The sequence below is a fragment of the Mycobacterium sp. 48b genome, assembly GCF_048282725.1.
Lineage (GTDB): Bacteria > Actinomycetota > Actinomycetes > Mycobacteriales > Mycobacteriaceae > Mycobacterium.
Map to the genome: position 1 here is coordinate 3338546 of NZ_JBLVUL010000001.1, position 22846 is coordinate 3361391.

Consider the following 22846-nt stretch of genomic DNA (forward strand, 5'->3'; position numbering starts at 1 on the left):
GTCGCTTCGCTCCCGTGGACCGGCGTGGTCTACGCTGCGTAGTATTCGCAAAACAACGACCGGTCGCGGTCGCGAAATACCGATCTAGGAGGCGCCAACGTGACACCTCGCGGGCTTAAGAAGGTGGCCCGAGCGGCGTTGTTGACCATTGTCCTGGGTGGCTCAGCCCTCTTGCTGAGCGGCTGCAGCTGGCAGGACGCACTCGCGCTCGGTTGGCCGACCGGAATCACCCCAGAGGGCAAACTCAACCGCGAGCTGTGGATCGGCTCCGTGATTGCGTCCTTCGTGGTGGGCGCCATCGTGTGGGCCCTGATCTTCTGGTCGAGTGCGTTCCACCGGAAGAAGAAGGGCGACACCGAGTTGCCGCGCCAGTTCGGCTACAACATGCCGCTGGAGCTGATGCTGACGGTCATCCCGTTCCTCATCATCTCGGTGCTGTTCTACTTCACCGTGGTGGTCCAGGAGCGCATGCTGCACAAGGACCCCAACCCCGAGGTCGTCATCGACGTGACCGCCTTCCAGTGGAACTGGAAGTTCGGCTACCAGAAGATCGACTACGCCGACGGCACATTCGATTACGACGGTGTCGACGCCGAGCGCAAGGCCGCGATGACGTCCAAGCCGGAGGGCGAGGATGAGCACGGCCAGGAGCGCGTCGGCGCGGTGCGTGGCCTGAACCCCGAGGATCGCACCTACCTGAACTTCGACAAGGTCGAGACGCTGGGCAGCTCCACGGAGATCCCGGTGCTGGTGCTCCCGGCGGGCAAGCGAGTCGAGTTCCAGCTCAACTCCGCGGACGTGATCCACGGTTTCTGGGTGCCGGAGTTCCTCTTCAAGCGCGACGTGATGCCGAACCCCGAGGCCAACCACTCGGACCACATCTTCCAGGTCAGCAAGATCGAGAAGACCGGCGCGTTCGTCGGGCGCTGCACCGAGATGTGCGGTACCTACCACTCGATGATGAACTTCGAGGTCCGGGTCGTCGAACCCAACGACTTCAAGGCCTACATCGATCAGCGCACGGCAGGTAAGACCAATGCCGAGGCGTTGGCCGCGATCAACCAGGAGCCTCTGGCTGTCACGACCCACCCGTTCGACACCCGACGCGGTGAGCAGGCACCGCAGGCGAGCAAGTAGGGGCTACACGCAATGCATATTGAAGCTCGACTGTTCGAGATCCTCACGGCGTTCTTCGCCCTGTCGGCGGTGCTGTACGGCGTGCTGACGGCCATGTTCGCCAACGGTGGCGTGGAGTGGGCCGGTACCACCGCGCTCGTGCTCACCACCGGCCTGACCCTGATCACCGGCACGTTCTTCCGCTTCGTGGCGCGTCGCCTCGACACCCGCCCCGAGGACTACGAAGACGCCGAGATCAGCGACGGCGCAGGGGAACTGGGTTTCTACTCGCCGCACAGCTGGTGGCCGATCCTGATCGCGCTGTCTTTCTCGGTCGCCGCCGTGGGCGCAGCCCTGTGGCTTCCCTGGCTGATCGTCGCGGGTGTCTGCTTCGTGCTGATGGCGGTGAGCGGTCTGGTCTTCGAGTACTACTGGGGACCTGAGAAGCACTGACCCGTCCGACGGCGTGCCGATTGTGGCCTGGTCAAGGTCACAATCGGGCCGTCACTTCATCCGCCACCGGCAGCGCCGGACTCGCCGGCATCTCCTCGTTGGGTAATGTTGCCGGGGCACTGTCACCAGCGGACGGTTTCGTCTCGCTCCGCGTGGCAGTGAAGTTGTCGAGAAGGATAGGCGTAGATGAGCGGGCCGAATCCCCCGGAACCGGGTGCCTCCGGTTCTGATTTGCCGGATCAACCCGGAAAGCACTCCGCACCCGAGGAGCCCACGCAGGTCGCGGGCGCCGACGCGGATGGCGACGAGACGGAGTTCTACTCGCAGGCGTACTCCGCGCCCGAGTCCGAGCAGTTCACCAGCGGGCCGTACGTGCCTGCCGACGTGGCGCTCTACGACTACGACGACTACGACGCGGCGACCGAGCTCGTCGACACCGCCCCGCCGCCGCGCTGGCCCTGGGTGGTCGGTATCACCGCCATCATCGCGGCAGTAGCCCTGGTGGCTTCGGTGGCCGTCCTGGTGACCCGGGACGACGACACCGCCAACCTGGCGACCCCGCAGCCGAGCACCACCACCTCGGCACCGCCGGTGCAGGACGAGATCACCACGACGACTCCGCCACCGCCTCCTCCGCCACCGCCGACGTCGGAGGAGCTTCCGCCTCCGCCGCCTCCCGAGACCGTGACGGTGACCGAGCCCCCGCCTCCTCCGCCCGCGCCGCCCAGCGAGGCGCCTGCGCCGGCCCCGAACACCACGACGGCGCCGCCGACCACCACCACGACGCACGCCGGGCCGCGTCAAGTCACCTATTCGGTGACCGGCACCAAGGCGCCGGGTGACATCATCACGATCACCTATGTCGACGGGAACGGAAACCGGCGCACCTTGCGCAACGTCTACATCCCGTGGACCTTCACGATGACGCCCATCTCCAACTCGGACGTCGGTTCGGTCGAGGCGTCCAGCCTGTTCCTGGTCAGCAGATTGAACTGCTCGATCACGGCCAGCGACGGCACCGTGCTGTCGTCCAATGCCAACAACTCCGCACAGACTGCCTGCTGATGTCGGGCCCGATCAGCGAACTCGACAACACCGATCGGGTTTTGCTGGGCGCATGCGCTGCGGTGTGGCTGGCCGCGCTGGGCGCCGGGGTGGCCGCTGTCGTCGCCCTGGTGGACCTCGGACGCAGCCATCCACAGGGCTCTGAGAATGCCGACACCCCATGGGTGCTCTACACCGTGATCGGCCTGTCGGTGGTGGTGATCGCCGGCGCGGTGCCCTTGCTGCTGCGGGCCCGCGCCCAAGCCGACAACCGCCAGCCCGGAGGACGGCGGCCCCAGCCGCCGGCCCGCTCACCGCGCCCGATCGGGGGCAGCTACCGGGCCGCTCCGGTCGCGATGAGTCGCTACACCGCGGGTACCGGTGCGACCAACGCCGCCGCCGAGGCGGTGTGGCTGAGGTTCACCTTGGCGGTCACCTGCGGCATCGGCCTGGGTACCGCGGCCGTCGGGCTGGCCACCTATCTGATGGCCACGGGGAGCAACGTCGCCGCCTGGTGTCTCTATGGCCTGGCCGCGCTGGTCACCGCGGGCATCGTCGCGCTGCCGGTCGTGGCGCTGCGCCAACTCGGCACATTGCCGTCCTGAGCCCGCACGAGGCCTGAAACCCGGTCCGGCCCCTCGGTTCAGAACGGGACACACGTCAGGCCCATGAGTACCGCCACGGTGATGGTGCGTCGTGCTCGTGCACAGCTCAGATCGTCCGCTCACGTGCCGTAGCGCCACGGCGATTTCGCTGCCAGATCTGCGCCACAGCGCTTCGTACGTGTAGCCCGGGCTCGGGCCGGGTCCGGAGAACCACGGCTTCGTCTACGGCCAGCCCTGGCACACCTTCTGGATGGTCCTGACGTTCGCCGAGGCAGGACCCGGGCGGTACGCGGCACCGTGGGGACCGATAGGCCGCACATACGACAATCGCCGCAACCTCTCGAAGAGGCTGCGGCGATTGTTCGGGGTAGGGGAGTGGTCAGTGGTGACCGTTGGTCTCCCCGTTGCCATTTCGGTCCTGCTGCTCGCGCAGGGCGGTCAGTGCCTTGTGCTCGGAGGCGTGTGCGGCCTCGGTGAGCGCATCGTGCTCGACCGCCGGATCGGCGAACAGGAAGCTACCGGTGCCGGGTGAGCCGGCCGAACCGAGCTTGTTCATCCGCTTCGGCAGGGCAGCACCCTGGTACTCCAGCGGGATCGGGTGGCCGTGATCGTCCACCGGTCCCAGCGGCTGGTGCAGCTCGACGTAGGCACCGTGCGGCAGGCGCTTGATGATGCCGGTCTCGATGCCGTGCTCAAGCACCGCACGGTCGCTGCGCTGCAAGGAGATTGCCCACCGGTAAGCGATGAAGTACACGATGCCCGGCAGCACCACCATGCCGATACGGCCGATCCAGGTCGTCGCGTTCAGCGAGATGTGGAACTTGAGCGCGATGATGTCGTTCATCGCGGCCAGGGTCAGCACCATGTAGAACGCGATCGCCATGGCGCCGATCGCCGTACGCACCGGAACGTCACGCGGACGCTGCAGCAGGTTGTGGTGCGCGTCGTCGCCGGTCACCTTCCGCTCGATGAAGGGGTAGGCGATCAGCAGGCCGAAGACACCGCCCATGATCAACGCGACCCAGACCACCGCGGGGATGGTGTGGCCGAACGGGTAGAACTCCCAGGCCGGCCAGATACGCGCCAGGCCTTCGGTCCACATCATGTAGAAGTCGGGCTGGCTGCCGGCCGAGATCTGCGACGGCTTGTACGGGCCCAACTGCCAGATCGGGTTGATCGTCAGCAGGCCGCCCATGAGGCCGAGCACACCGGTGATCATCGCGAAGAACGCACCCGACTTCACCGCGAACACCGGCATGACGCGCACGCCGACCACGTTGTGTTCGGTGCGGCCGGGGCCGGGGAACTGGGTGTGCTTCTGGAACCACACCAGCGCCATGTGCGCGCCGATCAGGGCCAGGATGATGCCCGGGATCAGCAGGATGTGCAGCGCGTACAGGCGCGGGATCAGGATCTCGCCGGGGAAGTCCCCGCCGAACAGCGCCCAGTGCAGCCAGGTGCCGATGATCGGCATGCCCAGGGTGATCGAGGACAGTGCGGCGCGCAGACCGATACCGGACAGCAGGTCGTCGGGCAGCGAGTAGCCGAAGTAACCCTCGAACATCGCCAGGATGAGCAGCAGAGAGCCGATCACCCAGTTGGCCTCACGCGGGCGACGGAACGCACCCGTGAAGAAGATGCGAGCCATGTGCACCATGATCGACGCGGCGAACATCAGCGCGGCCCAGTGGTGGATCTGGCGGACGAACAGACCGCCGCGGACCTCGAAGCTGATGTCGAGTGCGGACTCGTAGGCCCGCGACATCTGCACACCGCGCAGCGGTTGGTACACACCGTCATAGGTGACGTGTGCCATCGACGGGTCGAAGAACAGCGTCAGCCAGACACCGGTGATCAGCAGCACGATGAAGCTGTACAGCGCGATCTCACCCAGCAGGAAGGACCAGTGGGTGGGGAACACCTTGTTCAGCTGGCGGCGTACCGCGGCCGAGGGGTGGTAGCGGGAATCGATCGCATCGCCTTGGGCTCCTGCGATCTTGGCAAGGTCAGGGCTCATGATTTGCGCTCCCAGAATGCCGGTCCGACGGGCTCGACGAAGTCGCCGTTGGCGACCAGGTAGCCGTCTTTATCGATGGTAATGGGCAGCTGCGCCAACGCGCGCGCAGCCGGACCGAATACGGGCTTTGCGAAGTGCAACGCGTCGAACTGCGACTGGTGGCACGGGCAAAGGATGCGGTAGGTCTGCTGCTCGTACAGGGACGAGGGGCAGCCCAGGTGCGAGCAGACCTTGGTGTAGGCGAACAGCTCACCGAAGTTGAAGCTCTCCTGGCCCTTCCGCTTGACCACGCGGGGCATGTCGGCCGGCTTGATGCGGATCAACATGACCGGGTTACGCACACCCATCGAGATCTCGGTGAGGTGGTGCTCGGACTCGACGGTGGTGCCGTCGCCGTCAGACTCGCGCCACGGGAAGACGGTCTCCATGCCACCGGCATCGAGATCCTCGGGCCGCATCTTGACGAACGGCGACGAGCCGGGACGGCCGGTCGCGCGAGCCAGGTAGATGGTCTCGCCGTGGAACCGGGGCGTCCAGCCCGAGGTCCACAACACGGCCTTCTTGCCTTCGGCGGTCGGTACGACGGGCTTCCACGGGTTCTTGATCAACCCGCCGATGAACGCCACCAGGGTGCCGGCCCCGAATGCGCCGAGACCGATGCCCAGCGACAAGCCGATGAGCTTGCGGCGCTTGACGGTCGAGCCCTCGAGGGCGTCGGTCAGGTTGGCCGCGATGGTCTTGCGGTGCAGCTCGGGGGAGCGTCCGTCGTGGCGGTCCTGAACCGAGATCTCCTCGGGGATGAACTTCTTCTGGAACAGCACCGCGCCGATGCCGATCGCGAGGATCGACAGGCCGAAAGTCAGGCCGTAGAGCGGGGTGGCCAGCGAGTAGAGGAACTCGCCCTCCGAACCGAAGGGCTGGTACTCCCACGGCCAGAACAGGAAGACCAGCAGCAGCGCCAGGCCCGAAAGCCCGCCGAGCAGAAGCCAGTACGCGACCAGCCGCTCGGTGCGCTTCTCCGCCTTGGTGCCGGGGACCGGCCAGCGCGGCTCCTTGAAGATGGTCTCGACGCCGTCGATCTTGCCGCCGAGTTCGACGAGCTCCTCACGCGACATCGAGGCGAGCTCGTCGTCGCTGGGAATCTTCGGGGTGTTGTCGGTCATGCTCGTGCCCCGATCCACATTGCCACGCCGATAGCGGCGACCATTCCGATAATCCACATCGCCATGCCCTCAGGAGCGGGGCCGAAACCGCCGAGGCCGTAGCCGCCGTAGCTGGGGGTCTCAGCCGACTCGCGGACGTAGGCGACGATGTCGCGCTTCTCTTCCGGCGAGAGCTGCCGGTCCGAGAACTTGGGCATGTTCTGCGGGCCGGTCTGCATCGCGGTGTAGATCTGCGCCGGCTTGGTGTCACCGAGGTCGGGCGCGTACTTGCCGGAGGACAGTGCGCCGCCCTTGCCGGTGAAGTTGTGGCAGGACGCGCAGTTCAGCCGGAACAGGTCCGCGCCACGGGCCACGTCGGACCCGATCAGCGATTCCTGGGCCACGGCACCGTTCTCGTCGCGGATCACGGTGGGGCCGCCACCGTTGGCCTGGACGAACGCGCCGAGGGCGTCGATCTGGTTCTCGTCGAAGTGCTCGGGCTTGGACGGTGCCTGGGCCTCACCGCGCATCGCGGGCATACGACCGGTCGACACCTGGAAGTACACCGCGGCTTCGCCGGTGCCGATCAGGCTGGGCCCGCGGTCGGGCACACCCTGCAGGTTGGCGCCGTGGCAGGAGACGCACGACGTGTCGAACAGTTGCTTACCCGTGCGCAGCAGCGCCGACTGAGATTCGTCGGCGACTGCGACCTGCGGTGTGGGTGTCAGCGTGGCCGCAACACCACCTGCGACTGACAGGCCGACCAACAGCAGGAGACCTGCTGACAGTCGTCGGCGCAGTCGTCGGCGCGACTTGCTGGTCATCGAACCCCTTCTCATCGAATCGAACATCGGCCGGCCGATCATCGGACGAAGTAGATGGTGGCGAACAGCGCAATCCAGACGATGTCGACGAAGTGCCAGTAGTACGAGACGACGATCGCCGCGGTGGCCTGCGCGGGCGTGAACTTACTCATCTTGGTGCGGGCCAGCAGCAAGATGAACGCAACCAATCCGCCGATCACGTGCAGGCCGTGGAAACCGGTCGCCAGATAGAAGACCGATCCGTAGGCACTGCCCGGGATGGTGGTGCCGTGCTCGACCAGGTGGATGTACTCGTATCCCTGGCCCAGTACGAAGAACAGGCCCATCAGGAACGTGATCACATACCACCGGCGCAGCCCGAACACGTCGCCGCGCTCAGCGGCGAACACGCCCATCTGGCAGGTAAAGGATGACGCGATCAGGACCAACGTCACCGGAACAGCAAGGGCCAAATTGAGTTCGGTCGGCTCGGGCGGCCAGTTGCCACCGGCTTGCGCGCGCGCCGTGAAATACATCGCGAAGAGTCCAGCAAAGAACATGAGTTCACTGGAAAGCCACACGATGGTGCCGACACTGACCATGTTCGGCCGGTTCAGCGAATGAACGCGCGACGTGATTGCCGTTCCCGAGGTACCTACAGCGCTCGTCACATCCGCAAGTATGACGCTTTGTAGTTGTCGAACTCCACCCGGGTCGAGCAATTGGTCGGATTCGTGTCGCGTTGGGTTCCCCGCGCCCCGGAGTCGAGTCCCGCCCGGGCGATAGCATTCGGCGGTGGCTCCTGCATCTTCTCCTCAGTTCTCGTCCGCGTCCGCATCTGTGCCGGCGCCGACGTGGCCGCTCATCCTCGGGCGCCTGACGACAGAGCAGAGCCTGCCCAACGGTTATGCGGGCTGGGCCATGGACCAGATCATGACGGGGGTCGCGACCCCGGCCCAGATCGCCGGCTTCGCGGTGGCGATGAAGATGAAGCGGCCGACCTCGGCGGAGGTCGGGGAGCTGGCCGACATCATGTTGTCGCACGCCCGGCGGGTGCCGACCGACCAGATCGGTCACGAGACCGTCGACATCGTCGGTACCGGCGGCGACGGAGCCAACACGGTCAACCTGTCGACCATGGCGGCCATCGTGGTGGCGGCCTGCGGTGTTCCCGTGATCAAGCACGGCAATCGGGCGGCGTCCTCGTTGTCGGGCGGTGCCGACACCCTGGAGGCACTCGGGGTGCGGATCGACCTGGGCCCGGACGAGGTGGCCCGCAGTGTCGCCGAGATCGGCATCGGGTTCGCCTTCGCGCCCCAGTTCCACCCGTCGTATCGGCACGCCTCGGTGGTGCGCCGGGAGATCGGCGTTCCGACGGTCTTCAATCTGCTTGGACCGCTGACCAATCCGGCCGCGCCCCGGGCCGGGCTGATCGGCTGCGCATTCGACGACCTGGCCGAGGTGATGGCCGGGGTGTATGCGGCCCGCGGTTCCAGCGTCCTGGTCGTGCACGGCGACGACGGCCTGGACGAGCTGACCACCACGACCACCAGCACCATCTGGCGCGTTCAGGCCGGGACGGTGGACCGGTTGAAGTTCGATCCGGCGGCCTTCGGGTTCAAGCGTGCCGACATCAGTGAGTTGGTCGGTGGTGACGCCACCGCCAATGCCGCCGAGGCACGCGCGGTGCTGGGTGGGGCCAAGGGGCCGGTGCGTGACGCGGTGGTGCTCAACGCGGCAGGCGCCATGGTCGCCCATGCCGGGCTAGCCAGCGACGCCAAGTGGGTGCCGGCGTGGGAGGCCGGTCTGGCGCGGGCCACCGAGGCCATCGACTCGGGTGCGGCCGAACAACTGCTCGCGCGTTGGGTGCGGTTCAGTCTCCAGTTCTGAGTTCTGCTGCTGGGCCGCGGCCAATCGGGCCGAGCGGGCGGTGGCCGCCCACTGCGCATAGCGGCCCGCCGCGCCGATCGGTGTCGCGTAGCCGCCGGCTGTCTCGGCATCCCCGTCCGGGCCGCCTTCGGTACGCACGATGCGCACACCCGGTGCGGTCAGCCAGCGGGCGATCAGCGCAGTCTCCTCGACCAGTGCGCCACCCAAAGGTGTTGCGGTGGGCAGGATCACCTGCGCGGCCGCGCAGATCGCGTCCACCACCGGCATCGGCGGCACACCGCGCTGCGCGGTGCCCGCACCGGCCAGTTGGCCGTAGCGGATCACCGCGAAATGCCAGCCGCCGTTGCCGTCCGCGCGGGCGGCCACGAGTTCGGGCAGATCGGCCAGGGCACGTAACCGCTGCCCCCGCCACAGCACCTCGATGGCCACCGCCGCGTGATCGCGCGTCCTGGCGGCGGTCTCGTAGCGCCGGGCCGCGGCCAGTTCGCCGATGTGAGCCAATGTCGCCGCCAGGGCGGAGTGGTCGGTGCCGTCGATCAGCGCGGTGGCGCGTTGCACGGCGTCCCCGTACGGCGCGGCCCCGATGTCCTGTGGGGCCGGGCACGGGGACAGCTCCACCTCGGGGCAGCGGTGGGTGGCGGCCGCGCCGAAGCGGGCCGTGCAGGTGCGCACGCCGGTGAACCGGGCCAGCAGGATGGCCGACTGCACGGCGTCGGAACGGGCGGAGAACGGTCCGAAAGCGGTGCGGTGACCGGGATTTCGCACCACCGACAACCTCGGGAACGCCTCGTCGGTGAGCGCCACCCACCACCAACGCTGCGGAAACTTGGACCGCCGGTTGTACGGCGGTGCGTGGGCCGCGAGCAGACGCAGCTCACGCACTCCGGCCTCAAGGTCGTGGGCGCACTCGACGTGGTCGACCACGCGCGCCAGCGAGGCCATCTCCTTCATCCGCGCTCGCGGATCGGCGCCGGTGAAGTACTGCCGGACCCGCCGTCGCAGATCGACCGCGGTGCCGACGTAGAGCACCTCGTCGGAGGGGCCGCGGAAGAGGTAGACGCCTGGCCGGTTCGGCAGCCGGTCGGCGAGCGAGCGGTTGCGGCGCTGGGCCGGTGTGACGTCGGGTAGGTAGTTCTTGAGGTCGGCGAAGGTGTGGATGCCCTGATTGCCGACCCGTTCGATGAGGCCGTGCAGGACGTCGACGGTGGCGCGGGCGTCGTCGAGGGCACGGTGGGTGGGCGTGGTGGACGCACCGAACAGCCGGGCCAGTGCCGACAGTTTCACGCTGGGCGCCTCGTCCCGGGTCAGCACGCGGCGGGCGAGTTTCACCGTGCACAGCACCGGGGGCCGGGGCCAGTCCAGCTCCGCCCGCTGGGCGGCCGCGCGCAGGAACCCGATGTCGAATCCGGCGTTGTGGGCGACCAGTACCGCCCCCCGGGAGAACTCGAGAAACGCGGGCAGGACGCTGTCGATCTTCGGAGCGTCGCGCACCATCGCCGTGGTGATACCGGTGAGCTCGACGATCTGCGGCGGGATGGCGCGGCCGGGATCGACCAGGGTGGCCAGCTCGCCGAGCACCTCGCCGCCACGAACCTTGACCGCGCCGATCTCGGTGATGGCGTCGTAGGCGTCGCCCGGTGCCTTCGCGGTGGCCCGGCCCCCGGTGGTCTCCAGGTCCACCACCACGAAGGTGGTGTCGGCGAGGGAGGGGGCGAAGTCAGGATCCAGGCCGGCGCCCAGACTCAGGGCCAGCTGCCCCGCTTCGGCGATGTTGCGCTGGCCCATGTCGATGACGGTAGGTCCAGGCCCCGACAAACTGCGGCCGGCCTTCCGCGTGTCGCGGCTCCTCGGCGCGCCGTCACTTGTCGGTGCCCGGCGATAGCGTGCGCCCAACACCGATCGAGAGGACGGTCAAGATGAGCGGAGTACGGCGGGACGACTGGTCCTATGCCGACGAGCCCTGCCCCGACGAGCTGGGCCCCGGCGGCGTGACCATCGACTGCGACGATTGCGCGGTTCGCGGGCCCGGGTGCCAGGACTGCGTCGTGAGTGTGTTGCTCGGAGTGCCGGAAACTTTGCTGGATGACGAGCGGCAGGCCCTGGAAGTGCTCGCTGACGTGGGCCTTGCGCCGCGGCTGCGACTCGTTCCGATTCACCGGAGCGGCAGATCCGGAGTCGCCTGACGACACGCAGCGCTTCGTGCACAGGAAAATATCCAGGGAGGGCTGTTAAATTTGCAGCTTCTGTTGGACAAGCCCGATGCCGTTTCGTAACCTATCTGAGACCTAAGAGCAGTTCGAGGCGGCTCGGTATTCCCAGTTGTGAGGACGAAAACTTGAGGCACGAGCGCGCGCACCGGCCCACAAGTCGTGTCAAGCGACCCATTGCAGGTGCAATCGCGGGCTTGACCTTGATATCCGGCTTCCTGGCCGCGAGTTCGCAGGCCGATCCCGCCGACGATGCGATGGCAAAGCTCAATGAGCTGTCTCGCCAGGCCGAGCAGACCACCGAGGCCATGCACTCGGCGCAGCTGGATCTGAACAACAAGCTTGCCGCACAGGAGAGTGCGGAAAAGAAGCATGCCGACGACACCGCGGCGGTCGACGACGCCAAGTCGCAGCTGGCAATCTTTCAGACTTCGGTCAACAAGGTAGCTGCAGCCCAGTACATGGGGGGTCGTACCTCGGGTGTGGATGCGATCCTGACTGCCGGCTCGCCGCAGCAGCTGATCGAGCAACTCGCGGTGCAGCGCGTGATGGCGACCGAGATGTCGGCGCAGATGAAGAACTTCCGCTCGGTGGGCGAAAAGGCCGCATTGGCCGAGAAGGAGTCGGCGAAATCGGCCGCCGACGCCAAGACCGCAGCCGAGCAGGCCGCCGCAGTGCGCGCCGACCTGCAATCCAAGCAAAGCCAGCTTCAGGTGCAGATCGCGATCGTCAAATCGCAGTACCAGGCGCTCAGCCCGGCCCAGCGGGAAGCGATGACGGCCCTGCCGCCGACCCCGCCGGTGCCCGCGCCCGAGGCGTTGCCGCCGGCGCAGGATCCCGCGATCTTGGCTGACCCGCCGAACGGGATTCCGCCCGGTGACGTCGCCCCGCCGGAGGGTGCGCTGCCCGGTGGAGACGGCGGCCATTCCGGCACCGTCATCCAGGCGGCGTTGAGCCGGATCGGTTCGCCTTACTCCTGGGGTGCGGCCGGTCCCAGCTCCTTCGACTGCTCAGGTCTGGTGATGTGGGCGTTCCAGCACGCCGGCATCGCGCTGCCGCATTCGAGCCAGGCCATGGCCCGCGGAGGCCAGCCGGTCTCGGCGGACTCGATGCAGCCGGGCGACGTGGTGACCTATTACTCCGATGCCTCCCATGTGGGCATCTACATCGGCGACGGGATGATGGTGCACGCGTCGACCTACGGCACCCCGGTTCGGGTCGCCCCGGTCAACAATGCGCCGATCTACAACGTCCGTCGTTACTGACGAGTCCGTCGGTACCGAGCGCCTCGACAACGGCGTCCCCCCGACCGCCCGGCGGCGCCTGCTGGTAGCGGTACTCCTGGTCGAACTGGCCTTGGCGGCGGCGCTGCTGTGGAGGTCATCGCCGGGCCCACGCCCGTCCCCGCCGCCGGCCGCGTCGAACACCACCGTCGTATCCACCGCTCCGCAACCCGATCCGGAAACCGTGTCGGTGCTGCCCGACGGGCGCACCGCGCGGCTGCTGGCCCTGGGCGGAACGCAATCGCAGGCCCTGCTGAGCCGCCTCGGCTCCGAACTCGGTGAGGCCGCCGCCACGGTGACCGCGTTCTGGGGTCCGGACTGGCCGCGGGACATCGAGATCGCGGTCGCAGGGTCTGATCAGCAGTTCCGGGTACTGGCCGGCGGAGCCCCCGACATCGCCGCGACCACCACCGCTGCGCGCATCATGTTCGCCCCCGGCGCCGCAGGCATGAGCCCGGCCGCGTTACGAATTGTCTTGCGCCACGAGCTGTTCCATTACGCAGCCCGGTCGGCGACCGCGGCCGACGCACCGCGGTGGCTCACCGAAGGCGTGGCCGACTATGTCGGCAGGCCGCCCACCGCGGCACCGGCCGACGCCGCGGTCCTGGCCCAAGTGCCCACCGATACGGACCTCGACACACCCGGCGCCGCCCGCAGCCTGGCCTACGACCGGGCGTGGTGGTTCAGCCGCTACGTGGCCGACGCGTACGGCGTTCCGAAGCTGCGTGAGCTGTACCTGCGCGCCTGTGGGCACGGTCACCCGGATGTGCCCACCGCGATACGCGAGACGCTGGGTTCCGACCTCGACGCCGTGGTTGCCGGGTGGCGGCACTGGCTGACCGGATAGCCTGTCGCCGATGGGGAGCAGACGGAGCGCAGCCGGATCGCGCATGGACAGTCAGCCGCGATGACGCGGGTTTTGTTGGTCACCAACGACTTTCCACCGCGTCGCGGCGGTATCCAGTCGTACCTGGAGGCATTCGTCGGTGAGCTGGTGCGTGACGGCTCGCACGAGCTCACGGTGTACGCACCGAAATGGAAGGGCGCCGCCGACTACGACGAGCGGGCCGCCGCGGCCGGCTATCGCGTGGTGCGGCATCCCACCTCGCTGATGGTGCCCGAACCGACCGTGGCGATCCGCATGCAGCGGTTGATCGCCGAGAACGACATCGAGACGGTGTGGTTCGGCGCGGCCGCGCCGCTCGCGCTGCTGGGCCCACTGGCCCGGCGGGCCGGGGCCGGGCGCGTGGTGGCGAGCACCCATGGTCACGAGGTCGGCTGGTCGATGCTGCCGGTGGCGCGCAGCGCACTGCGCCGGATCGGAGACGACGCCGACGTCGTGACGTTCATCAGCCGCTATACCCGCGGCAGGTTCGCGTCGGCCTTCGGTCCCCATGCGGCGCTGGAACGTCTGTCGCCCGGCGTCGACACCGATCGCTTCGTGCCCGATTCGGTGGCCCGGGCCGAGTTGCGGGCCCGCTACGGGCTGGGGCAGCGCCCGGTGGTGGTGTGCCTTTCCCGCCTGGTGCCGCGCAAGGGCCAAGACATGCTCATCCGTGCCTGGCCCGCCATCCGGCGCCGCATTCCCGACGCGGCGCTGGTCATCGTCGGCGGGGGACCGTATCTGCCGACCTTGCAACAACTCGCGCACACGCACGACGTGACCTCCGACGTCACCTTCACCGGTGCGGTGCCCGCCGCGGAACTGCCCGCCCACCATGCGATGGCCGATGTGTTCGCCATGCCGTGCCGTACCCGGGGGGCAGGCCTGGACGTAGAAGGGTTGGGCATCGTCTACCTGGAGGCCTCGGCGTGCGGGGTGCCGGTGATCGCCGGGACCTCGGGCGGTGCGCCGGAAACCGTGCTCGACGGCCAGACCGGGACCGTGGTGGACGGCACCGATGTGGCGGCGGTGGCGACAGCAGTCGGCGACCTGCTCGCCGATCCCGGCCGCGCTGCGGCGATGGGCGTGGCCGGACGCCACTGGGCAGTCGACAACTGGCAGTGGCGCTCTCAGGGCGCCCGGCTGACCGGGCTGCTCTCGGGCTGAGCCCGCGGGATCAGCCGTACAGCGCCGCGATGTCGGTGGCGAACTTCTCGGCCACCACCTTGCGCTTGACCTTCAGCGTCGGGGTCAGCTCACCGGTGTCCTCGGTGAAATCGACGGGCAGGATCCGGAACTTGCGGATCGACTCGGCATGCGACACCGCCTGATTGGCCTCCTTGACCGCCAGGTCGATCTCGGCCAGCAGGTCCGGGTCGTCGGCCAGATCGCCGACCGAGGCGCCCCCGTCCTTCCCGTTGCGCTGCTTCCACCCGGGGAACGCCTCCGGGTCGATGGTGATGAGCGCGGCGATGAACGGCTGCTGATCGCCCACGGCCATCGCCTGGCTGATCAGCGGGTGGGCCCGCAGCCGATCCTCGAGCAGCGCGGGTGCGACGTTCTTGCCGCCCGCGGTCACGATGATTTCCTTCTTGCGCCCGACGATGGTCAGGAAGCCGTCGTCGTCGATGGCGCCCAGATCGCCGGTGTGGAACCAGCCATCGGTGAAGACAGCATTGGTCTCGGTCTCGTTGCCCCAGTAGCCGCTGAACACCACGCCGCCCTTGACCAGCAGCTCGCCGTCCTCGGCGATACGCATGCTGTTGCCGGGCATCAACTTGCCGACCGAGCCGACCTTGAGGTCGTTGACCCGGTTCACGGTGATGGCCGCGCTGGTCTCGGTGAGGCCGTAACCCTCGTAGATGCTCAGTCCCACACCGCGATAGAAGTGGCCCAGCCGCGCGCCCAGCGGTGCGCCGCCGGAGATCGCCGCCCGGCATTCACCGCCGAGCGCCGCCCGCAGCTTGCCGTAGACCAGCTTGTCGAACACGGCGTGCTTGGCGCGCAGCAGCAGACCGGCGCCGCCCTTCTCGTCCTGGGCTTTACTCCACTCGATCGCGGTGTCGGCGGCGATCGAGAAGATCTTGCCCTTGCCGTCGTTGCGCGCGTTCTGCTCGGCGGTGTTGTAGACCTTCTCGAACACGCGGGGGACCGAGACGACGAGCGTCGGCTTGAACACGCCGAAGGTCGGGACCAGGTTCTTGATGTCGCTGGTGAAGCCGAGGGTGACCTTGTTGGTGAAGGCCGCGATGGTGATGGCCCGGGCCAGCACGTGGGCCAGCGGCAGGAACACCAGCATCCGCTCACCCGGGGCCAGCTCGGTCGGGAAGCAGGACTTGGCCCCGCGGATCTCGTAGAGCAGGTTCGAGTGGGTCAGCTGGCAGCCCTTGGGCTGGCCGGTGGTCCCGGAGGTGTAGATGAGGGTGGCCGGGTCGGCCGACCGGATTCCGGCCAGGCGCTTGTCGAGTTCGGCGACGTCGGTCGACTTGCCGGCTTCGGCCATGGCTTCCAGCGCGGGCGTGCCTGCGCCGTCGATCCGCAGCACCTTGCGCAGCTCGGGCAGCTGACCGCGGAGCTGTTCCACGGTCTCGGCGTGCGCGTCGGTCTCGGCGAAGATGATCCGCGCCGCGGAGTTGTCGAGGACGAACCGCACCTGTTCGGCCGAGGAGGTCTCGTAGATCGGCACGGTCACCGCGCCGACCGACAGGATCGCGAAGTCGATGATCGGCCACTCGTAGCGGGTCGCCGACAGGATGGCCACGCGATCACCGGGTTGGATTCCCTCGGCGATCAGGCCCAGGGCGACCGAACGAATCTGGTCGGCTGCTTCGGCGCAGGTCACATCAGTCCATGCCCCGTCGACCAGACGCCGGAAGATGACGTGGTCGGGGGTGTCTGCCGCGTGTGCGGATACCGAGCTGACGACGCTGTCGTGCTCGCCGACGGCAAAAGACGCGGGCACGCTGTATTCCCGCACTGACTCACGCACGATCTTGCCCTCCAGGCTTGTGGTACCGGCTTTGCGGGTCAGCCTAGTCGGCCCCGGTATGCAGGCGATCACGCATGTGTGAAGCTAGTCCGCGATGAACAGCATTCAGATCGCCGACGAGACGTTCGTCTGCGCCGATCCGGTCGCCGTGGGCGCCGCGGTCGCCGATCCCGCCAGCTGGCGGCGGTGGTGGCCGGACCTGGTACTCAAGGTCGTCGAGGACCGCGCCGACAAGGGCCACCGCTGGACTGTGACCGGCGCGCTGACCGGCACGATGGAGGTCTGGCTGGAGGAGGTGATGGACGGTGTGGTGCTGCACTACTTCCTGCACGCCGAACCGTCCGGCGCCACGGCCAAGCAGTTGGCCGAGATGGATCTGGCGAAGATGAACCACCAACGCCGGGTGGCGGGCAAGGTGATGTCCTTCGGTATCAAGCAGCGGTTGGAGTCGACTCGCCCGGTCGGGGTGTCCCGACTGGCCTGACGTCTGGCGTGTTTGACCGGGTCTATCTGCGGGAGGGTAGATTTCTCGGCGAGAGCCAGAGCACCCCCGCCTGGCGGGGGAAGTAGGGGAACCCCGCGTGCGGGGAGATAGGGCGATGCGGTGGCCGACAAGACGACACAGACCATCTACATCGACGCTGATCCGGTGACGGTGATGGATGTCATCGCCGATATCGGCTCGTATCCGCAGTGGGTCGCCGAATACAAGGAAGCCGAGGTCCTGGAGACCGACGCGCAGGGCAATCCGAAGACCGCCCGGCTGGTGCTCGACGCCGCGGTGCTCAAGGACACGATGGTGCTGGCCTACGTGTGGCCTGCTGATCGCACCTCGGTGACCTGGTCCTTGGTGTCCAGTTCGTTGTTGCGGTCGCTGGAAGGCGCATACCGCTTGGCGCCCAAGGGATCCGGCACCGAGGTCACCTATGAGTTGTCGGTCGACCTCATCATCCCCATGATCGGGCTGCTCAAGCGCAAGGCTGAGCGCAGGCTCACCGACACGGCGCTCAAAGACCTCAAGAAACGAGCAGAGGCTGAGTGACTTCGCCGGAAGGGAGCTCACCTTCTCCCGCGAGGATCAGCCTGTTCGTCGGTAAGGGCGGAGTAGGTAAGTCGACGCTGGCGACAGCCACCGCGGTTCGCGACGCGGCTTCCGGCCGGCGGGTGCTGATCGTGTCCACCGATCAGGCGCATTCCACCGGCGATGTCCTGGGGATCGCGCTCGCTCCCACAGGGGAGCGGAGCCCTACCCGCGTGCTCAGTGATCTGGATACGGGACTGTCCGACGAGGGCGGTGTCCTGGACGCGCTCGCACTCGACACACTGGCCCTGCTCGGCGCGCGCTGGGTCGAGACGGCCGGCCCGCTGGCGGCACGTTTCCCCGAGTCAGATCTGGGAGATGTTGCCCCCGAAGAACTTTCGGCGCTTCCGGGAATCCAGGAAGTGCTCGGGCTGCACGAGGTGGGCGAGCTCGCCGAGTCCGGACACTGGGATCACGTGGTGGTGGACTGCGCCTCGACGGCGGATGCCCTGCGGATGCTGACGCTGCCGGAGACCTTCGGCCTGTATCTGGAACGGGCCTGGCCGCGGCACCGCCGGCTGTCGGGTTCTTCTGCGCACGCGAGGAGCAGTCAGGGCAGAGATGCGGTCAGTGCGGCCATCGTGACCCTGCTCGAACGCGTCGACTCCGGAATCCGCCGGCTCGGGACCCTGCTCACCGACGGCTCCAGGGTGAGTGCGCACCTGGTGCTCACCCCCGAGCGAGTGGTGGCGGCAGAGGCCTCGCGGACCTTGGGGTCGCTGGCTCTGATGGGTGTCGATGTAGCCGAGATCATCGTCAATCAGATTTTGGTGCAAGATGATTCGTTCGAGTACCACAATCTTCCCGCGCATCCCGCGTTCGACTGGTACACAGAGCGGATCGCCGAGCAGCAGGCGGTGCTCGAGGATCTCGATGCCACGATCGGCGATGTGCAGCTGGTGCTCGTGCCGCACGTTCCGGGGGAACCGATCGGCGCCAAGGCGCTGGGGGAGCTGATCGACAGTGCTCGACGGCGTGACGGGTCGCCGCCTCCGGGTCCGTTGCGGCCCGTCGTCGATCGGGAGTCGGGGTCTGGACTCGAAGCTGTGTACCGATTGCGGCTAGAGTTGCCGCAGATCGATTCGGCCGGCCTCACGCTGGGTCGCGTCGATGATGACTTGATCATCGGCGTCGCGGGAATGCGGCGCCGGGTGCGGTTGGCCTCTGTCCTGCGTCGGTGCATCGTGACAGACGCGCAATTGCGGGGTAGCGAGCTGACGGTACGTTTTCGTCCGAATCCGGAGGTGTGGCCGGCATGACGGGGTCTCATCCCGAGCTGGGTTCGGAGCTGCGGCAATTGGCGCAGGACATTCTGGACCGGCTGGATCCGGCGGTGCGGTTGGCGGCGGCCAATTTCGCGGCGTCGGCCGACAGCAGCCCCGGCAAGTGCCAGCAGGTGTGGTGCCCGGTGTGCGCACTGGCGGCGGTGGTCAACGGTGAACAGCATCCGCTGCTCTCGGTGATCGCCGAACACAGCGTGGCCCTGCTGACGGTGATCCGCGCGGTTCTCGACGACGGGAGCGACGGGTTCGGCGGCGACGGGCCGGATAACGGCCCCGGCGGAGGTAGCCCGCCACCTGACGGTGGGCCAGACGCGCCGCCGCCCGACGATTACCCGCCCCCGCCGCCTCCCGGTCGCTACCAGCACATCCCGGTCTCCGTAGAAGACTGAGGCATCGCTGAGACTCAGCAGGCATCCAGGGCTTGCTGTGGTAGCCACAACATGGCCTGGGTACAGTTGTCGCAGAGCATTGCGCGGTGCGCACAAGGTGGAGGGTCCATGTGGTATTGGCTGTTCAAGTACATCCTGTTGGGTCCCTTGCTGGCCCTCCTCGGCCGGCCCAAAATCACTGGGCTGGAACATGTTCCGAGTGACGGGCCGGCCATCCTGGCCAGTAACCACCTGGCGGTGATGGACAGTTTCTACCTGCCGCTGGTGGTCAGCCGGCGCATCACGTTCCTGGCCAAACAGGAGTACTTCACCGGCACCGGGATCAAGGGCCGGTTCCTGGCCTGGTTCTACACCGTCGTCGGCCAGGTGCCGATCGACCGGACCGATGCGGATTCGGCGCAGGCGGCCCTGAGCACCGCCAAGCGCATCCTGGGCGAGGGCAAGCTGCTCGGTATGTACCCCGAGGGCACCCGCTCACCGGACGGCCGTCTCTACAAGGGCAAGACCGGATTGGCCCGCCTGGCCCTGGAGACCGGAGTTCCTGTGATCCCGGTGGCCATGGTCGGCACCGACGTGGTCAACCCGCCCGGATCGAAGGGGCTGCGGTTCGGCCGGGTCGAGGTCCGGTTCGGCAAGCCGATGGACTTCAGCCGGTTCGACGGCCTGGCCGGTAACCGCTTCATCGAGCGCGCCGTGATCGACGAGGTGATGTACGACCTGATGGACCTGTCCGGTCAGGAGTACGTCGACATCTACGCGGCCGCCATCAAGGAGACCGCGCAGCAGACCAACGGCCAGCCGGTCGACGCGAGCAAGCCCGCGTCTCGGCTGCCGCACGCCGCAGCGGGTTAGGACGTCTCGCCGCCGCTGAGCGGAACCAGCGGGGCCGCGGCCACATCGGTGGGCTCGGCGGCCCTGGAGGTGGACACGGCGCCGATGACGACGATGACCGCCAGCGCCCACCACAGGTACGAATCACCGGCCAGCTGCCGCACCACCGACGCCGCCGTCTCGTGATGCGGGGTCAACAGCGCGATGGGCGTCCACACCATGAGGGCGAGGCCGATCACGGTCACCAGGGCCAGATACAGCGCGGCCAGATGCGTCTGGCGCATCCGATAGGCGAGCACGCCGGTCACCAGCAGGGTGGGTAGCGACCAGACCCAGTGATGCGACCACGACACCGGCGACACCACCAGGCCGAACATCGCCACACAGATCAGCGCGACCACCGGGGCCTCATCGGTGCCGGATCGCAGGACCCGTCGGGCCGCCCAGACCGTCAGGGCCAGCACAGCGAAACAGAGGGCCACCCACAACACGAACCGCGGACCCTCGGACAGGCCGAGCCGGGCCAGGGTGCCGGCGATGTTCTGGTTGGTGTTGAGCGTGGCCGTACCGATCCGGTCGGTGTTGCGCACCGTCTCGGTCCAGTACTCGATCGAGTCCGTCCAGGCCAGCACGAATCCGGCGAGCGTCGCCACCACCGCGGCAGCGGCGGTCCGCAGCAGGGTGTGGACGTCGCGGCGCAGCAGGAAGTAGAGGAGGAACACCGCGGGAGTGAGCTTGAGCGCGATCGCCAGGCCCAGCAGCATGCCGCGCGGCCACGGAGTGCGGCGCGGTACGCAGTCGGCGACCACCAACGTCATCAGCACCACGTTGATCTGGCCGAACTCGAAGTTGGACCGGATCGGCTCCAGCCAGATGACGGCAGGCACCACGAGCGCGATCGCCAGCCAGCAGCGGCGCAGCCAGGCCGGCTCCGAGGTGATCGTGGTCTCCGGCCAGACGTTCAGCCGGGTGAGCACGATGACCATCGAGACGACCAGGAGCGCCAGCGTGGTTGCGGTGATCGCGACGCTGGCCGCGGGTAGCGAGAGCCAGGCGAACGGCGCGAACATGATCGCCGCCAGCGGGGGATAGGTGAACGGCAGGTCGAGGCCGCCCTGGGTGTGGAAAATCGCGCCGTCGGCGTAGAGCGGCTGGTTGTCCAACCAGGCCCGTCCGCCCATCCGGTACACGTCGATGTCGATGCGATAGGGCACGTGACCCAGTAGCCGCCAGCCGACCAGGATCAACCCGGCCACTGTGAGCAACTGAAAAAGCCGCCACCCGATCGTCGGTGCCCAACCAGCCCCGCCGGGCGACTGCCGCTTACTCATGTCCTCAACAGACTATCGGGGGCGACCCCGTGTGGGCGCATCCGCACTCGCGACGCGCGCAGGTCGGCGTAAGTTCTGTGCGTGCACGCGACCGTCCACCTCGAATTCCTGACCCGCGATCGCCTGCCGCTGCTGTGCTGCCTGGTGGCGTTCATTCTCACGTTCTTCGTGACCCGCATCGTGGTGCGTTACATCCGCAGGAATGCCGACAGCGAACGACCGCCCAGGTGGTGGCAGCCCCGGAACATGGGCCACGGTTCGCTGCACATCCACCACATGGTGATCGGCGTGGTGCTGGTGATGGTGTCGGGGGTGACGATGGTGACGCTCGCGGTCAACGGCGGCGTACCGGAATTCACCGTGGCCGCGGTGTTCTTCGGCATCGGCGCGGCCCTGGTGCTCGACGAGTTCGCGCTGATCCTGCACCTGTCGGACGTGTACTGGGCCGAGGACGGCCGCACCTCGGTGGATGCGGTGTTCGCCGCCGTGGCCGTGGCGGGGCTGCTGATCCTGGGTTTCAACCCGCTGTCATTCTTTGATATCGGTATCTGGCGCGAAGACCAGTCGCCGGCCATGCGCGCGATCGTGGTCGCGGTGGCGGTGCTGACCCTGGCGCTGGCGGTGGTCGTCCTGCTCAAAGGCAAGGTGTGGACTGGATTGGTGGGCATGTTCATTACCCCGTTGTTGTTCGTCGGGGCGGTGCGGCTGTCGCGGCCGCATGCGCCGTGGGCACGCTGGCGCTACACCAGCCGTCCCCGCAAGATGCACCGCGCGCTGGAACGGGAGCGCTGGCTGCGCCGGCCCGTCGTGCAGGCCAAGCTGTGGTTGCAGGACGCGATCACCGGTATGCCGAAGTTCCCCGACGACGCGGCCGTCGATGCGCAGCTCGATCGGGAGATCCATGCGGCCCCCGCGCCCGCCCAGCCACGGGCAGCCCTGGACGAGAAGACTGGACCGATCGGCTGATGCGCTACTTCTACGACACCGAGTTCATCGACGACGGTCGCACCATCGAGTTGATCTCGATCGGTGTGGCCGCCGAGGACGGCCGCGAGTACTACGCGATCTCGACAGAGTTCAATCCGGACCGGGCGGGTCGGTGGGTGCGCAAGCACGTGCTCCCCAAACTGCCGTCCCCGTCTTCGCAGCTGTGGCGATCGCGGCGGCAGATCCGGTCGGAGCTGGAGGACTTCTTCGACATCGACGGTGACGAACCGATCGAGTTGTGGGCCTGGGTGGGTGCCTACGACCACGTGGTGCTGTGCCAGCTGTGGGGCCCGATGACCGATCTGCCTCCGGCGATGCCGCGGTTCACCCGCGAGTTGCGCCAATTCTGGGAGGACCGGGGATCACCGCGGATGCCACCGCGGCCGACCGAGGCCCACGACGCGCTGGTCGACGCGCGGCACAACCTGCACCGGTTCCAGCTGATGACGGGAATGGGGTTGGCTCCGGCTCGGGAATCCGGCAGGACCCAACCCTGAAAACAGCCCTTCACC

Annotated in this window: 22 protein-coding genes and 1 pseudogene; 16 read left to right on the plus strand and 7 right to left on the minus strand. The window is 67.7% G+C overall.

Translation table 11 applies throughout. The features are described 5' to 3' along the window. Positions 1-99: 99 nt before the first annotated feature. The 4 genes from ACNQR1_RS16190 (at position 100) to ACNQR1_RS16205 (ending at position 3218) form a co-directional block, all read left to right on the plus strand. A complete protein-coding gene (locus tag ACNQR1_RS16190; RefSeq protein WP_418047208.1) occupies positions 100-1137 on the plus strand; it encodes a cytochrome c oxidase subunit II in 1038 nt (345 codons plus the stop codon). A gap of 12 nt (positions 1138-1149) precedes the next feature. After that, positions 1150-1569 (plus strand): cytochrome c oxidase subunit 4, encoded by a 420-nt coding sequence (locus tag ACNQR1_RS16195; RefSeq protein ID WP_418047209.1) that lies wholly within the window; start codon positions 1150-1152, stop codon positions 1567-1569. 186 nt (positions 1570-1755) lie between these two features. Further along, positions 1756-2634 carry an MmpS family transport accessory protein gene (locus ACNQR1_RS16200; RefSeq protein ID WP_418047210.1) on the plus strand — a complete coding sequence of 293 codons (879 nt, stop codon included), beginning with the start codon at positions 1756-1758 and terminating at the stop codon, positions 2632-2634. Continuing rightward, positions 2634-3218 (plus strand): DUF2561 family protein, encoded by a 585-nt coding sequence (locus ACNQR1_RS16205; RefSeq protein ID WP_418047211.1) that lies wholly within the window; start codon positions 2634-2636, stop codon positions 3216-3218. Before ACNQR1_RS16200 ends, ACNQR1_RS16205 begins: the two co-directional genes overlap by 1 nt. Before the next feature lie 379 nt (positions 3219-3597). On the opposite strand, the gene ACNQR1_RS16210 is transcribed toward ACNQR1_RS16205, so the two are convergent. Genes ACNQR1_RS16210 through ACNQR1_RS16225 form a run of 4 tightly spaced genes read right to left on the minus strand, consistent with a single transcriptional unit; the run spans position 3598 to position 7851 of the window. Continuing rightward, positions 3598-5235 (minus strand): cytochrome b, encoded by a 1638-nt coding sequence (locus ACNQR1_RS16210; protein ID WP_418047212.1) that lies wholly within the window; start codon positions 5233-5235, stop codon positions 3598-3600. Further along, positions 5232-6398 carry a ubiquinol-cytochrome c reductase iron-sulfur subunit gene (locus tag ACNQR1_RS16215; RefSeq protein WP_418047213.1) on the minus strand — a complete coding sequence of 389 codons (1167 nt, stop codon included), beginning with the start codon at positions 6396-6398 and terminating at the stop codon, positions 5232-5234. Before ACNQR1_RS16215 ends, ACNQR1_RS16210 begins: the two co-directional genes overlap by 4 nt. Beyond that, entirely contained in the window at positions 6395-7228 is an 834-nt protein-coding gene (locus ACNQR1_RS16220; RefSeq protein WP_418050386.1) for a c-type cytochrome, read from the minus strand. Before ACNQR1_RS16220 ends, ACNQR1_RS16215 begins: the two co-directional genes overlap by 4 nt. Before the next feature lie 11 nt (positions 7229-7239). Continuing rightward, positions 7240-7851 (minus strand): cytochrome c oxidase subunit 3, encoded by a 612-nt coding sequence (locus ACNQR1_RS16225; RefSeq protein ID WP_082940089.1) that lies wholly within the window; start codon positions 7849-7851, stop codon positions 7240-7242. Between the two features lie 124 nt (positions 7852-7975). On the opposite strand from ACNQR1_RS16225, the gene trpD reads away from it, so the two are divergent. Next, positions 7976-9070 carry an anthranilate phosphoribosyltransferase gene (gene trpD / locus ACNQR1_RS16230; RefSeq protein ID WP_418047214.1) on the plus strand — a complete coding sequence of 365 codons (1095 nt, stop codon included), beginning with the start codon at positions 7976-7978 and terminating at the stop codon, positions 9068-9070. Here trpD and ACNQR1_RS16235 read toward each other — a convergent pair. After that, positions 9008-10855 (minus strand): annotated as a pseudogene (locus tag ACNQR1_RS16235) (DEDD exonuclease domain-containing protein); the annotation flags it as partial. The gene trpD and the pseudogene ACNQR1_RS16235 overlap by 63 nt on opposite strands. Positions 10856-10986: 131 nt before the next feature. Between ACNQR1_RS16235 and ACNQR1_RS16240 the strand changes: the two are divergent. The 4 genes from ACNQR1_RS16240 (at position 10987) to pimB (ending at position 14610) form a co-directional block, all read left to right on the plus strand. Then, positions 10987-11253, plus strand: a complete 267-nt coding sequence (locus ACNQR1_RS16240; RefSeq protein WP_418047215.1) for a hypothetical protein — start codon at positions 10987-10989, stop codon at positions 11251-11253. Positions 11254-11405: 152 nt separating this feature from the next. Further along, positions 11406-12542: a peptidoglycan hydrolase RipC gene (gene ripC / locus ACNQR1_RS16245; protein WP_418047216.1), complete on the plus strand. Its 1137-nt coding sequence runs from the start codon at positions 11406-11408 to the stop codon at positions 12540-12542. Next, complete coding sequence (locus tag ACNQR1_RS16250) at positions 12511-13407, plus strand: peptidase (protein WP_418047217.1); 897 nt, start codon at positions 12511-12513, stop codon at positions 13405-13407. Before ripC ends, ACNQR1_RS16250 begins: the two co-directional genes overlap by 32 nt. Positions 13408-13467: 60 nt before the next feature. Next, entirely contained in the window at positions 13468-14610 is a 1143-nt protein-coding gene (gene pimB / locus ACNQR1_RS16255) for a GDP-mannose-dependent alpha-(1-6)-phosphatidylinositol monomannoside mannosyltransferase (protein ID WP_418047218.1), read from the plus strand. Positions 14611-14620: 10 nt separating this feature from the next. Here the strand turns inward: pimB and ACNQR1_RS16260 are convergent, their stop codons facing one another. After that, entirely contained in the window at positions 14621-16420 is a 1800-nt protein-coding gene (locus ACNQR1_RS16260) for an AMP-dependent synthetase/ligase (RefSeq protein WP_418050387.1), read from the minus strand. A gap of 106 nt (positions 16421-16526) precedes the next feature. Between ACNQR1_RS16260 and ACNQR1_RS16265 the strand changes: the two genes are divergently transcribed. From ACNQR1_RS16265 to ACNQR1_RS16285, 5 genes are all read left to right on the plus strand, one after another. Further along, positions 16527-16916 (plus strand): polyketide cyclase / dehydrase and lipid transport, encoded by a 390-nt coding sequence (locus ACNQR1_RS16265; protein ID WP_418047219.1) that lies wholly within the window; start codon positions 16527-16529, stop codon positions 16914-16916. Positions 16917-17036: 120 nt separating this feature from the next. Then, positions 17037-17474, plus strand: coding sequence for an SRPBCC family protein (locus ACNQR1_RS16270; RefSeq protein WP_064883117.1), 438 nt, complete (start codon positions 17037-17039; stop codon positions 17472-17474). Next, positions 17471-18772 (plus strand): ArsA family ATPase, encoded by a 1302-nt coding sequence (locus ACNQR1_RS16275; RefSeq protein ID WP_418047220.1) that lies wholly within the window; start codon positions 17471-17473, stop codon positions 18770-18772. The genes ACNQR1_RS16270 and ACNQR1_RS16275 overlap by 4 nt, the downstream gene beginning before the upstream one ends. Beyond that, the gene (locus ACNQR1_RS16280; protein WP_418047221.1) at positions 18769-19185 is read left to right on the plus strand and encodes a hypothetical protein; all 417 of its coding nucleotides are present in this window, start codon (positions 18769-18771) and stop codon (positions 19183-19185) included. The genes ACNQR1_RS16275 and ACNQR1_RS16280 overlap by 4 nt, the downstream gene beginning before the upstream one ends. A 108-nt stretch (positions 19186-19293) precedes the next feature. Then, a complete protein-coding gene (locus ACNQR1_RS16285; RefSeq protein WP_418047222.1) occupies positions 19294-20037 on the plus strand; it encodes a lysophospholipid acyltransferase family protein in 744 nt (247 codons plus the stop codon). Here ACNQR1_RS16285 and ACNQR1_RS16290 read toward each other — a convergent pair. Continuing rightward, complete coding sequence (locus ACNQR1_RS16290) at positions 20034-21347, minus strand: glycosyltransferase 87 family protein (protein ID WP_418047223.1); 1314 nt, start codon at positions 21345-21347, stop codon at positions 20034-20036. The genes ACNQR1_RS16285 and ACNQR1_RS16290 overlap by 4 nt on opposite strands. Before the next feature lie 81 nt (positions 21348-21428). On the opposite strand from ACNQR1_RS16290, the gene ACNQR1_RS16295 reads away from it, so the two are divergent. Further along, the gene (locus ACNQR1_RS16295; RefSeq protein WP_418047224.1) at positions 21429-22313 is read left to right on the plus strand and encodes a hypothetical protein; all 885 of its coding nucleotides are present in this window, start codon (positions 21429-21431) and stop codon (positions 22311-22313) included. Then, positions 22313-22831, plus strand: coding sequence for a polyadenylate-specific 3'-exoribonuclease AS (locus ACNQR1_RS16300; protein WP_418047225.1), 519 nt, complete (start codon positions 22313-22315; stop codon positions 22829-22831). Before ACNQR1_RS16295 ends, ACNQR1_RS16300 begins: the two co-directional genes overlap by 1 nt. The last annotated feature ends 15 nt before the right edge of the window (positions 22832-22846 follow it).